This is a genomic window from Aeromonas sp. FDAARGOS 1408 (assembly GCF_019048665.1).
Lineage (GTDB): Bacteria > Pseudomonadota > Gammaproteobacteria > Enterobacterales > Aeromonadaceae > Aeromonas > Aeromonas dhakensis.
The window spans coordinates 2,472,914-2,487,212 of the sequence record NZ_CP077394.1; the positions used below are offsets into that span (position 1 = coordinate 2,472,914).

Annotated in this window: 12 protein-coding genes; 10 read left to right on the plus strand and 2 right to left on the minus strand. The window is 63.8% G+C overall.

The window, feature by feature from the left end; all coding sequences use genetic code 11:
* Positions 1 to 280: 280 nt before the first annotated feature.
* The 3 genes from dinG (at position 281) to I6L38_RS11385 (ending at position 4,174) form a co-directional block, all read left to right on the plus strand.
* A complete protein-coding gene (gene dinG / locus I6L38_RS11375; RefSeq protein ID WP_216988489.1) occupies positions 281 to 2,353 on the plus strand; it encodes an ATP-dependent DNA helicase DinG in 2,073 nt (690 codons plus the stop codon).
* Positions 2,354 to 2,527: 174 nt separating this feature from the next.
* Positions 2,528 to 3,187, plus strand: a complete 660-nt coding sequence (locus I6L38_RS11380; RefSeq protein WP_010633503.1) for a DUF2057 domain-containing protein — start codon at positions 2,528 to 2,530, stop codon at positions 3,185 to 3,187.
* 90 nt (positions 3,188 to 3,277) lie between these two features.
* Positions 3,278 to 4,174, plus strand: coding sequence for a histone deacetylase (locus I6L38_RS11385; RefSeq protein ID WP_216988490.1), 897 nt, complete (start codon positions 3,278 to 3,280; stop codon positions 4,172 to 4,174).
* Between the two features lie 125 nt (positions 4,175 to 4,299).
* Here the strand turns inward: I6L38_RS11385 and I6L38_RS11390 are convergent, their stop codons facing one another.
* Together I6L38_RS11390 and ylqF are read right to left on the minus strand one after the other, a co-directional pair.
* Positions 4,300 to 5,448: an MFS transporter gene (locus tag I6L38_RS11390; protein ID WP_017778538.1), complete on the minus strand. Its 1,149-nt coding sequence runs from the start codon at positions 5,446 to 5,448 to the stop codon at positions 4,300 to 4,302.
* Positions 5,449 to 5,738: 290 nt separating this feature from the next.
* Positions 5,739 to 6,689 (minus strand): ribosome biogenesis GTPase YlqF, encoded by a 951-nt coding sequence (gene ylqF / locus I6L38_RS11395; RefSeq protein ID WP_010633500.1) that lies wholly within the window; start codon positions 6,687 to 6,689, stop codon positions 5,739 to 5,741.
* A 332-nt stretch (positions 6,690 to 7,021) separates the two neighbouring features.
* On the opposite strand from ylqF, the gene I6L38_RS11400 reads away from it, so the two are divergent.
* From I6L38_RS11400 to uhpB, 7 genes are all read left to right on the plus strand, one after another.
* A complete protein-coding gene (locus I6L38_RS11400; RefSeq protein ID WP_201891973.1) occupies positions 7,022 to 8,413 on the plus strand; it encodes an alkaline phosphatase in 1,392 nt (463 codons plus the stop codon).
* 11 nt (positions 8,414 to 8,424) lie between these two features.
* Positions 8,425 to 9,819, plus strand: coding sequence for an alkaline phosphatase (locus I6L38_RS11405; protein ID WP_005302718.1), 1,395 nt, complete (start codon positions 8,425 to 8,427; stop codon positions 9,817 to 9,819).
* Positions 9,820 to 9,869: 50 nt separating this feature from the next.
* On the plus strand, positions 9,870 to 10,553 hold the full coding sequence (locus I6L38_RS11410; protein WP_216988491.1) for a hypothetical protein: 684 nt from the start codon (positions 9,870 to 9,872) through the stop codon (positions 10,551 to 10,553).
* Between the two features lie 80 nt (positions 10,554 to 10,633).
* A complete protein-coding gene (locus I6L38_RS11415; RefSeq protein ID WP_005302720.1) occupies positions 10,634 to 11,368 on the plus strand; it encodes an ABC transporter substrate-binding protein in 735 nt (244 codons plus the stop codon).
* A gap of 231 nt (positions 11,369 to 11,599) precedes the next feature.
* Positions 11,600 to 11,995: a nucleoside diphosphate kinase regulator gene (gene rnk, locus I6L38_RS11420; protein ID WP_005302721.1), complete on the plus strand. Its 396-nt coding sequence runs from the start codon at positions 11,600 to 11,602 to the stop codon at positions 11,993 to 11,995.
* A gap of 188 nt (positions 11,996 to 12,183) precedes the next feature.
* On the plus strand, positions 12,184 to 12,774 hold the full coding sequence (uhpA, locus tag I6L38_RS11425; protein ID WP_005302722.1) for a transcriptional regulator UhpA: 591 nt from the start codon (positions 12,184 to 12,186) through the stop codon (positions 12,772 to 12,774).
* Positions 12,771 to 14,291: a signal transduction histidine-protein kinase/phosphatase UhpB gene (gene uhpB / locus I6L38_RS11430; RefSeq protein ID WP_095592422.1), complete on the plus strand. Its 1,521-nt coding sequence runs from the start codon at positions 12,771 to 12,773 to the stop codon at positions 14,289 to 14,291. Before uhpA ends, uhpB begins: the two co-directional genes overlap by 4 nt.
* Positions 14,292 to 14,299 lie beyond the last annotated feature (8 nt).

Genomic DNA, 14,299 nt, shown 5'->3' on the forward strand with positions numbered 1-14,299 from the left:
CCAATCCGCAATGAAAAAACTTGGAACTTTTTACGAAAAGCATAGTCACAGCGGAAAAATTGTGACCTGAATCCCACATTGTTTGCACGCCATGGGAAAACGTTTACAGCGATAACCGCTGGCAAAATTCGTCCGAATTGGTGATTTATCACACAATAACGACGACTCGCCTTATAAACAGAAGAAGAGGTCGGATCTGTGCGTTGCCACACACCTCGACCCAGGTTGCCGGTTGCAGGTATCCTGTCTTCCTTCACCCTGTGCAACGGTCATTTTCTTCATGCTGTCTACCCGTCTCAAAACCACCATTCGCAATACCTATCGGCAGATTGCCGATGGTTTACCCGGTTTTGTGCCGCGCAAGGAGCAGAATTTTCTGGTGGCCGAAATAGCCAAGACGCTGACCGGGGAGTATGACAAACAGCGTCGCATCCTGGTGGCCGAAGCCGGCACCGGTATCGGCAAGTCCCTCTCTTATGCTCAGGGGGCCATCCCGGTGGCTCGCCTTACTCAAAAGAAGCTGGTGATCTCCACCGCCACCGTAGCGCTGCAGGAGCAGCTGATCCACAAAGACCTCCCCTTCTATCATCGCCACAGCGAGCTGCCGTTTCGTTTCATGCTGGTCAAGGGGCGCCAGCGCTATTGCTGCGAACACCTGCTGGAGCAGGCCGCCAGCGGCAGCGAGATGGCCAACTTCGAGTTCGACTTCGGAGCCCTCAGCAAACACAAGCCGTCAGACGCCGACAAGGATTGCTATCAGGCGTTGTGGCAGGCCTACACGGAAGGCAAGTGGGACGGTGATCGGGACAACTGGCCCAAACCCATCAACGATAACTGCTGGGATCGTATCGCCGCCGACCGCCACACCTGCAACAAGGCGCTGACTCATCATCAACACTGCCCCTTCCACCGCGCCCGCAACGACATGGATGCGGCCGACGTGCTGGTGGTCAACCACGCCCTGCTGCTCTCCGACCTCACCATGGGGGGCGGCATTATCCTACCGCCGCCGGACGAGTGCCTCTATGTGCTGGACGAGGCCCATCACTTGCCCACCATAGCCCGGGATCACGGCGCCGCCTCGGCCAGCGTCAAGGGGTCACGCCGCTGGCTGGAGAAGCTGGCGCAGGGGGCAGGCAAGCTGGCCAGAACCCTCAACAAGGAGAGCCTGCTCGATCCCCAGCTCAAGCTGCAGGACGCGCTGGCCTCCCTGCAGCCGGATCTGAAGGCGCTGGAGCAGTGGCTCGCCGCCAACGACCGCTTGTTCAATGAAGAAAAACAGTACCGCTTCGCCGATGGTGTCTTGCCCGACCCCCTGCCCATGCTGGCGGAGAACCTCAAGGAGGCGAGCAAGAAGGCACTGCGAGCGCTGGACAGGATGCAGGGCGCCATCGGCGAGGCGCTGAAGGATGGCGAGATCCGTCGCAAGGAGGCCGAGCCCCTGCTGGCGGAGAGCGGCTTCTATCTGCAGCGGCTGGAGGGTTTCTGCGCCCTGTGGGAGATGCTGGGGCGGCACGTGGCAGAAGGCAAGACGCCGCTGGCCCGCTGGATGGTCAAGAGCGATGACGGCGACATCTGGCTGCACGCCTCCCCCATCGAAGTGGGCTACCTGCTGGAGGAGTGGCTCTGGTCCAGATGTCTTGGCGCCGTGCTGGTATCGGCGACCCTGACCGCCCTCTCCTCCTTCAGCTATTTCCGCCACCAGGTGGGGCTCAAAGAGCACGATGGTACCCGCTATCTGCGCCTGCGCTCCCCCTTCGATTACCAGAAGGCCGAACTCTATCTGCCCAGGATGGAGCACGAGCCCAGTGCCCCCGCCTTCACCCAGGAGCTCGTCAGCATCCTGCCCCGTCTGCTGGCCGGCAAGGAGGCGAGCCTGGTGCTCTTCTCCTCCTACCGGCAGATGAACGAGGTGGCGGTGGGGCTGCGGGCCAAGGGGCTCTCCCTGCTGGTGCAAGGGGAAGCCTCCCGCAACGCCCTGCTCACCCTGCACAAACAAAAATGCGATGGCGGCCAGGCCAGCATACTGTTTGGCACCGGCAGCTTCTCGGAAGGGCTGGATCTGCCCGGTCACTACCTCACCAACCTGGTGATTACCAAGTTGCCGTTCGCGGTCCCCAACTCGCCGGTGGAAGAGGCTACCGCCGAGTGGGTCGAGAAACGGGGCGGTAATCCCTTCTTGCAGCTGACGGTGCCAGAGGCGTCGCGCAAGCTCATCCAGGCCTGTGGTCGCCTCATTCGCAAAGAGGCGGACAGGGGCCGGGTCACCATTCTCGATCGCCGTCTGCTGACCAAACGCTACGGCAAGGGGCTGCTCGATGCCCTGCCGCCATTTCGACGCCGGATTGAGTAACGCCGGGGTTGACCAGGGTAGCCAACCCCACTGGCCCGATGAGTTTGCTTCGGGAAAGCCCGAGCCCAGACGCGACAGGGGCGCCATAAACGCCTATTGCCGCCCTCTGGCAAACCTGCAAAAATGAGCCCCTGTTTTTCAGTGGGCACTCGCCTGACTGTTCAAGGAGATGAAATGAAACTGACTGTTCTGGTGCCAGCCTTGGCTGGTCTGTTGTGGGCAGGTAGTGCCCTGGCCGATGCCCAACTGGAAGTGAATAACCCCTATGTGGTGCAGCTGATCGATGGCCAATCCATCAATCCCAAGCTGCTCGACAAGACGAGTACCTATCCTATCAAAGCCGGCAAGCACCAACTGGTCGTCGCCTTCGAAGGCAACTACTCCAGCCGCAGCGACACCAAGCTGGTCACTGCCGAGCCGCTGGTGATCAACTTCACCGCCGCCGACAACCAGAAACTGGTGCTGGACTACAAGAAGCCGCGCAACGAATCCGAAGCCAACCAGTTCGTCAAGGAACAGAAAGTCGCGCTCAAAGACAAGAGCAGCGGCCAGGTCGTCACCACCGAGCAGTTCGTGCTGCCGAAGGTAGAAGGCTTCCAGCTGACCCGTGACTATCAGCAGGAGCTGATCAACATGGGCAAGGCGTTCAACCAGCCCAAGACTGTCGCTGTCTCTACCGCTGCCGTCATGGCCGCCAACAGCGCCCCGGTTCAGGTCGCCCCGAGCAAGGCCCAGAGCAATCCGGAAGCCCTGACCCAGCTGCAAAACTGGTACAACAAGGCCGATGCGGAGACCCGCAAAGCCTTCCAGATCTGGGTGATCCAGCAGCAGTAATTGCATCTGTTCGTCCCGAATTATCGGGCATGACAAGGGGAGCCTGGCTCCCCTTTTTCATATCTACCCATTTGCCAAGGCCCAGCCTTCATGTCACTGCGCATCTTCCATCATCCCCTCTACTCCGCCCTGACCCTGCCAGCGCGCCATCGTTTTCCGCTGGCTAAATACCAGGCGCTGTTCGAACAGCTGGGAAACCTGGGTTATCCGCTGGCAGAGGCCGCGCCCGCCAGTCGCGCCCAGATAGAGAGAGTGCACGATGCGGCCTATGTGGAAGCGGCCCTCACCGGCACCCTGGATGCGGGTGCTATTCGCCAGCTGGGGTTTCCCTGGTCCCCCGTGCTGATTGAACGTACCCTGCGCTCGGTGGGGGCCACCCTTGCCGCCAGCCGACACGCCCTCGTGCAAGGCTGCGGCCTGCAGATCTCCGGTGGCTATCACCACGCCCACCGGGACGTTGGCAGCGGCTTTTGCCTGTTCAACGATCTGGTGATCGCCGCACAGACCTGTCTGGACGAAGGGCGCTGCGAACAGGTACTGATCGTCGATCTCGATGTCCATCAGGGGGATGGCAGTGCCGCCCTGTGCCAGGATCGGCGCGACATCATCACCCTCTCCCTGCACGGGGAGCACAACTTTCCCCGCCACAAGCCCGCCTCCCACATGGATTTCCCCCTGCCAAGCGGCATGGAGGACGATGCCTACCTCACCACGCTGGCAGAGGCGCTCAATCTGGCGTTGCGGCTCTACGCCCCCGACCTCATCCTCTATCAGGCCGGGGTGGACGTGCATCATGCCGACGAACTTGGCTATCTCTCCTTGAGTAATGAGGGGGTGCGCCAGCGCGATGCCATGGTCTTTGACTGCGCACAACGGCACGGGCTGCCCATTGCCGCCGTACCGGGCGGCGGCTACCGCCGTGACTGGCAACAGCTGATCCCGCTGCATATGTCCTTGTTTGAAGAGGCGCACAGGCGCTACGGCTAGCCATTGATCTCTGCCTGGTCACCGTTGCAAACAACAAGGCGGCCCCTGGGCCGCCTCTGCTTTATATGCGTGCCATCCAGCCCCCTATCGAGAAGCGAGGATGGTGTCCTGCCACCGACCACAGTTCAGGCGTGGGCCACCGGTGTCGAGTGTTTCCCCATGGGGCGCAGCAACATCAGCAGGTAGAGCAAGGCCACACCGGCGATCATGATGAACAGCAGATTGTCCGAAAGGTGCTGCATCAGGAGTGCGGTATAGGCCGGGCCGAGCAGACTGCCGATGGTGTAGCTCAGCAGCAGCGCCTGGTTCATGGCCACCAGCTGATGGTGCTCGACCTTCTCGCAGGCCCACGCCATGGCCACCGGATAGAGGGTAAACCCGGCGGCGCCCAGGATGAACAACGCCGGCCCCATCGCCACGCCGCCGAGCATGGCCCCGCACCCCAGGATCACCACCAGCACCTGCACCCGCAGCACCGGCAGGCGACCGAACCTGTCCGCCAGCCGACCCACCGGCCACTGCCCCAGGATGCCGGCACTCACCATCACCGCCATCCAGTAACCAATGCCGGCATCGCTCACCCCCTGATGATTCAGGTAGAGCGGCATCAGGCCGTAGAGGGAGCCCAGCACGATGCCGGAGATGATGCAGCCATCGACCCCGAGCCGTGCCTGACGCAGCCGCAACATGGACCAGACCCGGGTTGAGCCCTGCGCTTCGCTGCGCTCACTGACGATGCGGGTGAACAACAGCGGCAGAATAGCCGCCAGGATCAGCCCACTCGCCCAGGGCAGTACCTCCATCAGGCCGGTCGGCAACTTGCTGACCAAGAGCTGGCCGAGCACTGTGCCCAGGTAGTAGACCATCATGTAGGCGGCCAGCAGACGGCCCCGATTGTGCGCGTTGCCGCTGCACATCAGCGCGCTCTCCACCACCACCCAGATCATGGCGCAGCCGATACCGGCGATAAATCGCCAGCCGAGCCAGCTCCAGAAATCAAGGGTAATGCCGAGCCCGACACAACCGGCAGCAAAGAGGGCGGAGGCCAGGTAATAGCTGCGGTTGAAGCCGCAGCGCCTGATCAGGGTGCCCGCCAGCAGGGTGCCCAGCAGGTTGCCGCTGAAATAGGAGGAGCCGACCATGCCCACCTGCCAGGTCGGCAGCTGTTCATGGGCAAGCCAGAGCGGTACCAGGGTATTGAGCACCGCGATGGAGAGGGTCAGCAGCAGCAGGCCACAGAGCAATAACAGCACTGGCCGGGTGTATATGGTCATGGGTAAAACCGCGAGGAGAGTCAAAATGCGAGCGCATCATGCCACCGCCAATGCCATTGTCAATCGGCACTGAAAGCAGGATCGAAAGGTTTTATCAAATGCTGCTGGTGCGGTGCAGCATGGCACGGTTCGGCGCCTGGCTTATCCCCTTGATTCACGGACTCTTTGGCCATGATGACGGGCAGATGCCGGTTGCCTGTCGGCCTCTTGGCCTCCCCCTCAATCCAGGACGCCATAACGAGAAGAGGCGACCCCGGGTCGCCTCTTCTTTATACCTGGCACAAGGCCGGTCAGCGCTGACGCTTCTTGGCGTACTTGCGGCGGGCCCGCGCCTGGCGCTCCTCTTCCCGCTCCGCCTTCTCCTTGGCCTTCTGTTCGGCCTCGGCATCGGCCTCCACGATCTCGCTGCTCACCATCTGCGGGGTCTCCAGCGAGATGCGGCCAAGCAGGCCGGAACGGAACTCGTTGACCAGGATCTCGGACGCCTTGTGCAGATCCGACAGCCCCCCCTTGCGCATGAAGCCGCGCTGACGGGCAATCAGATCCAGCAGCTCGATCTCGGTCTCGGGCAGTGCGTCAATCTGATAGCGCGCCTGGATCCGCTCCGGATAGGCCTTGAGGAAGTAGTCAGCGGCGAACATGGCGATGTCCGCGTAGTCATAGACGGTGTCCTTGATGGCGGCCGTGATGGCTAGCCGATAACCGCAGGAGGGGGGGTTGAGTTTGGGCCACAAGAAGCCCGGGGTGTCGGTCAGGATGACGTTGTTGTCGAGCTTGATCCGCTGCTGGGACTTGGTCACCCCCGCCTCGTTGCCGGTGCGGGCGATGATGCGCCCCGCCAGGGTGTTGATCAGGGTGGATTTTCCCACGTTGGGAATGCCCATGATCATGGCGCGCACGCCGCGCAGCTCCAGATTGCGCTCCGGCAGCATCTCGTGGCAGAGGGTCAGCAGCTGCTTGATCTTCTCCGGCTCCTGCTGGGTCAGGGGCAGCGCCTTGATCCCCTTTTCCTGTTCCATGTGGGCCACCCACAGCGCGGTGATCTCGGGGTCGGCGAGATCCGCCTTGTTGAGCACCTTGATCACCGGAGTATCGCCGCGCAGCTCGGGCACCAGCGGGTTTTCGCTGGAGAAGGGGATGCGGGCGTCGAGCATCTCTATGATGACATCGACCTGGGGCATGACCTCGGCAATCTCTTTGCGGGCCTTGTGCATGTGGCCGGGGAACCAGTTGATGGACATATCCGTTACTCTCATCTAGGGACTGCGGGCGCGGGCTTGCGGTGGCGCGAGCGGCGGGCGATGGCGGACGCAGGGCGTCGCAAGGGGGCGCATTTTACCTGCACCCGCCCCGATTTGACAGGCCATTCTAACCGCCAGCCGGCAAACCGGCCAGATTTTCGCCCGCACTCTCCCCGCGTCAGCCGATCTGGCCAGCCCTGGCTATTGATAGATAAGCTATTGATACAACATAACATTCACGCAACACCTTCATCGGATTGTCATCCAGTTTCACTAAAAGTGTCATCTGCGACCTCTAGGCTGCGCTCAGGTTTTACAAGGAGCGAACCCCAATGAGAAAGATGGCAGGACTTGCATTGATGATCGGCGCCGCCCTGGCCGCCGGCTGCAACTCCAACAACGACAGCAGTGCGCCCGCCCCCGGCGCCAAGAACGTGATCTTCTTCCTCGGCGACGGCATGGGTCTCAACACCCTGACCGCCGCCCGCATCTACGGCGTCGGTGAAGAGGGCAGCCTCACCATCGATACCCTGCCGGAGACGGCCTTCATCAAGACCTTCTCCCACGACGCCCAGGTGACCGACTCGGCCCCCTCCATGTCCGCCTACATGACCGGGGTCAAGAGCAACAACGGTGTCATCAGCATGGACGGCGATGCCACCCAGGAGAACGACTGCAGCAAGAGCGCCGGCAAGCCGGTCACCACCTTGCTGGAGCTGGCCAAGGCCGCCGGCCGCGGCACCGGCGTGGTCACCACCACCCGGGTGACCCACGCCACCCCGGCCGCCACCTATGCCCACCTCTGCAACCGGGATCTGGAAGCGGACATCGCCGCCCAGCTGGTACCTGGCGGCGCCGGTTACAACAGCGCTCTCAAAGAGGGGGTGGACGTGGTACTCGGCGGCGGCAGCAGCTTCTTCTTGCCCAAGGCCGACAAGGGCAAGCGCGAGGATGGCCGCAACCTCATCGACGAGATGAAGGCCAAGGGCTACCAGTTTGCCGCAACCCTGGACGAGCTGAACCAGGCCGATGCGAGCAAGCCGTTGCTGGGACTGTTTGGCTCAAGCCACATGAAATATGACCTGGACCGACCCGCCAGCGAGCCTTCCCTGACCCAGATGACCCTGGCCGCCATCAAGCAGCTCAAGGACAAGAAACAGGGCTACTTCCTGATGGTGGAAGGGGGGCGCATCGACCACGCCCTGCACGACACCAACGCCAAGCGTGCCCTGCAGGACACCCTCGCCTTCGACAACGCCATCAAGGCGACCATCGACGAGGTGAAGAAAACCGACCCCGAGCTGAAAAACACCCTGATCGTGGTCACCGCCGACCATGACCACACCTTGGTGCTGAACGGCTACGCCAAGCGGACCGGCAAGACCACCGCCGACAACCCCGGCGTACTCGGGCTGGTGAAGAACTACGAAACCGGCGAACCGAGCAAGGATGCCGACGGCATGCCCTACACCATCATCGGCTTTGGCAACGGCTACAACCGGGTGGATGGTCCGCGCAGCAGTGTGGCACCGCTGGACGACGCCACCGTCTCTGCCAACGACTATCACCAGGAGGTGGTGGTCAAGGTAGGCGAGATAGGCAACGAGACTCACGGCGGCACCGACGTCTTCCTCGGCGCCATCGGCCAGGGAGCGGAGAGCTTCCACGGCTCACTCGACAACACCGCCGTGTTCGGCAAGGTCAAGGCTGCGGCCGGGCTGTAAGGAGCATTCCCATGAAAAGCGCCATGAAACAAAAACTGCATAAAACCCTGATCAGCACTGCCCTGCTGGCCGCCCTCGGCGGCGCGGCCCAGGCACAGGCCAGCGACGCCAAGAACGTTATCCTGTTTATCGGCGACGGCATGGGCCCCACGGTGCTCACCGCCACCCGCCTCTACAAGGTGGGGGAAGAGGGCAATCTGGAGATAATGAAGCTGGCCCGCAGCGCCCGCATCAAGACCTTCTCCAACGACGCCCAGACCACCGACTCGGCCCCCTCCATGGCGGCCTACACCACCGGGGTCAAGATGAACAACGAGGTGATCGCCATGAGCAGCGACACCAAGGCCGTCGCGCCCGGCAAGGACGTCAACGGCAACAAAGGCATCAACAACTGCACCAGCGACAACGGCAAGCCGGTGCCCACCATTCTCGAACTGGCCAAGGCAGCCGGCAAGTCGGTGGGGGCCGTCACCACCACCGAGCTGACCCATGCCACCCCGGCCGCCACCTACTCCCACATCTGCCATCGGGACGCTGCCTACGCCATCGCCGAGCAGGCGGTACCGGGCGGTGCCGGCTTCAACACCGCGCTGGGGGATGGGGTCGACGTGCTGATGGGAGGCGGCGCCAACCACTGGACGCCCTACAACAGCACCAGCAACAAGGGCGGTCGCGCCGACGGACGGGATCTCACCGCCGAGCTGACTGCCCAGGGCTACCACTACGTCACCACCAAAGATGATCTGGCTGGCGTCAACTCGGGCAAGGTGCTTGGGCTGTTCAGCGCCAAGTCCCACCTCGACTACGAGCTGGACCGGGTCGCCAAGGGGGCGGCAAGCACCCAGCCCTCTCTTTCGGAGATGACCGCCAAGGCGATCGATCTACTCAGCCAGAACAGTCAGGGTTACTTCCTGATGGTGGAAGGGGGTCGCATCGATCACGCCCTGCACGGCACCAATGCCAAGCGCTCGCTCACCGACGCGGTGGCGCTGGACGAGGCGGTCAAGACGGCGCTCGGCAAGGTGGATCTGAAAGATACCCTGATCGTGGTCACCGCCGACCATGACCACACCATGACCATCAACGGCTACTCCGCCAAGGGCAACAAGGTGCTGGACCTGGTGAAAAATGGCGACGGCTCGACCCAGAACGATGTGGATGGCAAGCCGTTCACTACCCTGGTGTTCGGCAACGGCCCCAACCGCGCCGACGTGCGCCCCACCCTCACCAGCGATCAGGTGATGGCGGACGACTACCTGCAAGAGACCGGGGTCAAGCTGGGCTCCGAGACCCACGGCGGCGGCGATGTGATGCTGTTTGCCGACGGCGCCGGCAGCAGCCGCTTCAAGGGGACGCTGGATAACACCAAGGTGTTCGGCAAGCTCAAGGAGGCGCTCGGTCTGTAAACGACAGGGCCCGGCCAGATGCCGGGCCCTGCTCGCTCGAGCGAGACGGCATGATGCGATATTTATTACCCTTGTGGCTGCTTGGTTGCAGCCTCTCTTTTTCCCTCCTGGCCGATGAAGTCCCCGACCTGGCTGCCCGCATCCGCTATCAGGACAGGGTGACCAGCAGCGACGGCATCAGCAAGGAGAGCCAGTGGCAGGAGAAGTGGCTGCGGGTCGGCGACCAGGTGTGGAGCCAGCGGCTCATTCCCCTCCCCCTGGCCCGTGCCTACCACGCCGCCCACGATGCCACCCCGGGCCACAAGCACTTTACCCACCAGATGGCGGCGCGCTGGGTGACCCGCAACCAGCAGGATGAGCTGCAGCTGCGCTACGCCGACAACTGGCACAACCAGCTGGTGGAGGTACCGGAGGAGGAGTATGGCCAGGTGGCCTTCAAGCCCGACTGGCCCAGGATCCGCCACCTCATCAACCCGGCCCTGCTGCAGGAGATGACCCCCCTCGACGAGGCGGCCCCCGAGCAGGCGCGCTGGTATGGGAAGCGCGAGGGCAAGCAGCGCACCCGCATCCTCTGGTCGAGCCGCTGGCAGCTGCCGCTGGTGGTGGAGTCGGCCAGCCTCGACGGCTATCGCAGCTACCGGATGGAGGTGACCCTCAAATCCCTGCCCAAAGCCCTGCCCTGGCAGCAGCTGGAGGGCTACCAGACCCTGGATCTGCGAGATTTCTTCGACTGACGGGACGCCCCGAACAGGGTGGGCTGACTTGTGCCGACGGGGTGGTACACTCTGTGTACTCATCCCGGATCAGGTCTGCCATGCGAATTTCCGCTCTCCTGCTGCTGTTTTGCTCCCTGCTCTTTTCCGCCCTGCCGGCCCGGGCCGTGGTGGTCATCGCCGCCGAGATCCCGCCTTATGTGATCCGCTCCAATCAGGGGGCCCCGAGCGGCATGGTCATCGAGGTGCTGGAAGAGGCCGCCCGCCGGCTCAAGGAGCCGCTGACCATCGAGCTGATGCCGCTGGCCCGCGCCCTCAGCCAGGCCCGCTATCGCCGGAATGTCTTGCTGGTGCCGCCGGTGCGCAGCCCCCAGCGCGACCCTCAGTTTCTCTGGATTGTCCCCCTGATGGACGAGGCCTTCGTGCTGGTCAGCCATCGCCAGTACCACCCGACCCCCCTCACCATCAACGCCCTGCCCGGCCTCACCGTCGGCGTGATGCGCGGCTCCTTTGGCCAGAGCCTGCTGCGACCCTATCCGCAGGTGAAACAGGCGCTGGTGGCCGAGGAGATCCACAACGCCGACAAGCTGGCGCTCGGCCGCATCCAGGGCTGGGCGGTGGCCTGGAACAGCGCCCGCTACAACCAGCAGCAGGCCGGCCTGCCGCTGGCGGATCTGGTGCGCGGCGAAACCCTGCAACACTCTCCCCTGTACCTGGCTGCCAGCCCCCATTTTCCAACCGCCGAGGCGACCCGCTGGTACCAGACCATCGCCGCCATGCGCGACGACGGCAGCCTGGCGCGCATCATCAAACAGTACGATTACCAGGCGCCCTGACAAGCTTGTCAGGATAATTGCCAAAGCAGTTCAGAATGGTTATGGTATCCCCATGAAAGCGCTCATGATTTTGTCAAGTCTGCTCACACCCCGTTGAGCCCCCGCCCTCGCCCCTGACAGCGAGTCGTTGGGGGCATCGCATTCCCGATCTGTTTTTTCGTATCGCACACTCTTTTTTCGGCCAGCTTGCCCGTCATCCTGGCCATCAGACCCATTGATAAGGAATATCTTATGAAACAGCCACATCTCGTGATTTCCAGCCTGGATCTCGATCGCATCGAGCAGCTGCTCGGCAACCATCCCCAGCACCTGGCCCTGCAGGAGGAGCTGGATCGCGCCGAGATCCGCGAACCGGCCGACATGCCGCCGGACGTGGTGACCATGAACAGCACGGTGCGCTTCAAGATGCAGAGCAGCGGCAACGAATTCTGCCTGACCCTGGTCTACCCGCGGGACGTACAGGGAGACGAGTCGAAGATCTCCGTGCTGGCCCCGGTCGGCAGTGCTCTGCTTGGGCTCAAGGTGGGTGACAGCATCGCCTGGCCGGGCCCGGCCGGTCGCACCATCCAGGTGGAGATCCTGGAGGTGGTCTACCAGCCGGAGCGTGCCGGCGAGCTGCACCGCTAGCCCTCCCGGGCACGCGCCGGCCTGCATGACGGCGCCGGGCGTGCCCCTGCAGCTGATCCCGATCAAGCTTTGCCGCAGAAGTGGCGCCAATCCTGCCCTCCAGCCCCGCTTTCACTTGAGCCGGGACGAGGGGGCAGGTATCTTGTTGGCCGCGCCAGCACCCTGGCCGCAGATTTCAGGCTGACATCATGATTAAGATTGCCCTCATCGACGATCACCAGATCGTCCGCTCCGGTTTTGCCCAACTGCTCAATCTCGAACCCGACCTGCGGGTGGTGGCCGAATTCGGCTCCGCCGCCGAGGCGCTGGCGGGTCTGCCCGGCAGCGGGGTACAGCTGTGCGTGTGCGACATCTCCATGCCGGATCAATCCGGGCTGGATCTGCTCAAGCGCCTCCCCTCGGGGCTGGCCGTGGTGATGCTGTCGGTGCACGACAGCCCGGCCCTCATCGAGCAGGCCCTGCAGGCCGGCGCCAAGGGGTTCCTCTCCAAGCGCTGCAGCCCGGACGAGCTGATCGCCGCGGTGCGCACCGCCGCCCACGGCGGCTGTTACCTCACCCCGGACATCGCCCAAAAGCTCGCCTGCAACAGCCAGGATCCCCTCACCAATCGGGAGCGGGAGGTGGCGCAGCTGCTGGCGCGGGGACTGGAGGTGAAGGCCATCGCCGAGCAGCTCGGCCTCTCCCCCAAGACGGTGCACGTGCACCGCGCCAACCTGATGGACAAGCTCAAGGTCAGCAACAACGTGGAGCTGGCCCACCGCATGCTGGACAGCTGGTGATCGCTCGTCTGGCCAGCTATGTCGCCATCTCGCTGGCGGCCTGCTTCATCTTTGCCGCCGGCTGGTTTTGCCTGTGGAGCATTGGCCTGCATCTGGCGGGCTCCCCCATGCTGGCAGCCCTGCTGTTTCCCTTCGGCCTGCGGCTGGGGCTGCTCTTGCAAAGCCCGCTCGCCTACTGGCCACCGCTGCTGCTGTGCGAATCCCTGCTGCTCTACTGGCTCAACCAGGAGGTGGGGCTGCCGCTGTGGCCGCTCATTCAGGCGGGCAGCCTGCTCACCCTGCTGCCGCTGCTCATCGCCCGCCGCCAGCCGGTGCGCAACGACTGGCAGCAGCTGCTGGTGCTGCTGGCCACCGTCACGGTGGCCGCCGGGCTGCAATCCCTGCTCTGGCACCTGGCCGGCGAGGATGGCCTCACCGCCCTGCTGCTCACCCTCACCGGCGGGTTGACCCTCACCTCCACCTGCATGCTGATCTGGCACTACCTCACCCGCGCCACCTGGGTGCCGCTCGGCCCTGCGCTGGTGGATCAACCGGTGGACTGGCGCTTTCGCCACCTGGTCTGGTATTTGCTGCTGTTCGTGCTGAGCCTCTGGCTGCAGCTCGGCCTGCCGGACTCGCTGGTGCGCTTCACCCCGTTTTGCCTGGCCATTCCCATCATCGCCATGGCCTGGCGCTACGGCTGGCAAGGGGCCCTGCTCGCCACCCTGATGAACACGGTGGCGCTGATGGCCGGCCAGGCCTGGCACGATCACCCGCTCGATCTGCTGCTCTCCCTGCTGGCCCAGAGCCTCACCGGCCTGCTGCTCGGCGCCGGCATCCAGCGCCAGCGCGAGCTCAACCAGGCGCTGACCCGCCAGCTCGCCCACAACCGCCAGCTCACCGAGCGGCTGCTGGAGACCGAAGAGAGCATCCGCAAGGAGGTGGCGCGCGAGCTGCACGACGACATCGGCCAGACCATCACCGCCATCCGCACCCAGGCCGGCATAGCGCGCCGGTTGGCGCCTGACAACGCCGGGGTGGGCCAGAGCAGCGCCCTTATCGAGACCCTGTCGCTTGGCATCTACGACGCGGTGCGCGGCCTGCTCGGCCGGCTGCGCCCCCGCCAGCTCGACGACATGAGCCTGGAGCAGGCGGTGCGCGCCCTGCTGCGCGAGCTTGAGCTGGAGCGCCGTGGCATCGTTACCCGGCTGGAGTGGCAGCTGGCGGACACCGGCCTCTCCGATGCCCAGCGGGTCACCCTGTTTCGGGTCTGTCAGGAGGGGCTCAACAACGTGGTCAAACACGCCAACGCCAGCTCGGTCACCATCCGGGCCCAGCGCCAGGGGGAGCGACTGACCCTGCTGCTGGAAGACGATGGCTGCGGCCTGCCCGAGCACCGCACGCCCCAGGGCTACGGCCTGCTCGGCATTCGCGAGCGGGTGCAGGCGCTGGGGGGCTCGCTGCAACTCTCCTGCGTACACGGTACCCAGCTGACCGTGACCCTGCCCGATCGCAAGCGGGAGGAAAACCATGAATAAGCCCACTC

What these genes read in the sequence shown, in the direction of transcription:
- rnk (WP_005302721.1), top strand. Translation starts at nt 11,600, where the DNA reads ATGAAACAGCCACATCTCGTGATTTCCAGCCTGGATCTCGATCGCATC.
- I6L38_RS11380 (WP_010633503.1), top strand. Translation starts at nt 2,528, where the DNA reads ATGAAACTGACTGTTCTGGTGCCAGCCTTGGCTGGTCTGTTGTGGGCA.
- ylqF (WP_010633500.1), bottom strand. Translation starts at nt 6,689, where the DNA reads ATGTCCATCAACTGGTTCCCCGGCCACATGCACAAGGCCCGCAAAGAG.
- I6L38_RS11390 (WP_017778538.1), bottom strand. Translation starts at nt 5,448, where the DNA reads ATGACCATATACACCCGGCCAGTGCTGTTATTGCTCTGTGGCCTGCTG.
- I6L38_RS11410 (WP_216988491.1), top strand. Translation starts at nt 9,870, where the DNA reads ATGATGCGATATTTATTACCCTTGTGGCTGCTTGGTTGCAGCCTCTCT.
- dinG (WP_216988489.1), top strand. Translation starts at nt 281, where the DNA reads ATGCTGTCTACCCGTCTCAAAACCACCATTCGCAATACCTATCGGCAG.
- I6L38_RS11405 (WP_005302718.1), top strand. Translation starts at nt 8,425, where the DNA reads ATGAAAAGCGCCATGAAACAAAAACTGCATAAAACCCTGATCAGCACT.
- I6L38_RS11385 (WP_216988490.1), top strand. Translation starts at nt 3,278, where the DNA reads ATGTCACTGCGCATCTTCCATCATCCCCTCTACTCCGCCCTGACCCTG.
- I6L38_RS11415 (WP_005302720.1), top strand. Translation starts at nt 10,634, where the DNA reads ATGCGAATTTCCGCTCTCCTGCTGCTGTTTTGCTCCCTGCTCTTTTCC.
- I6L38_RS11400 (WP_201891973.1), top strand. Translation starts at nt 7,022, where the DNA reads ATGAGAAAGATGGCAGGACTTGCATTGATGATCGGCGCCGCCCTGGCC.
- uhpA (WP_005302722.1), top strand. Translation starts at nt 12,184, where the DNA reads ATGATTAAGATTGCCCTCATCGACGATCACCAGATCGTCCGCTCCGGT.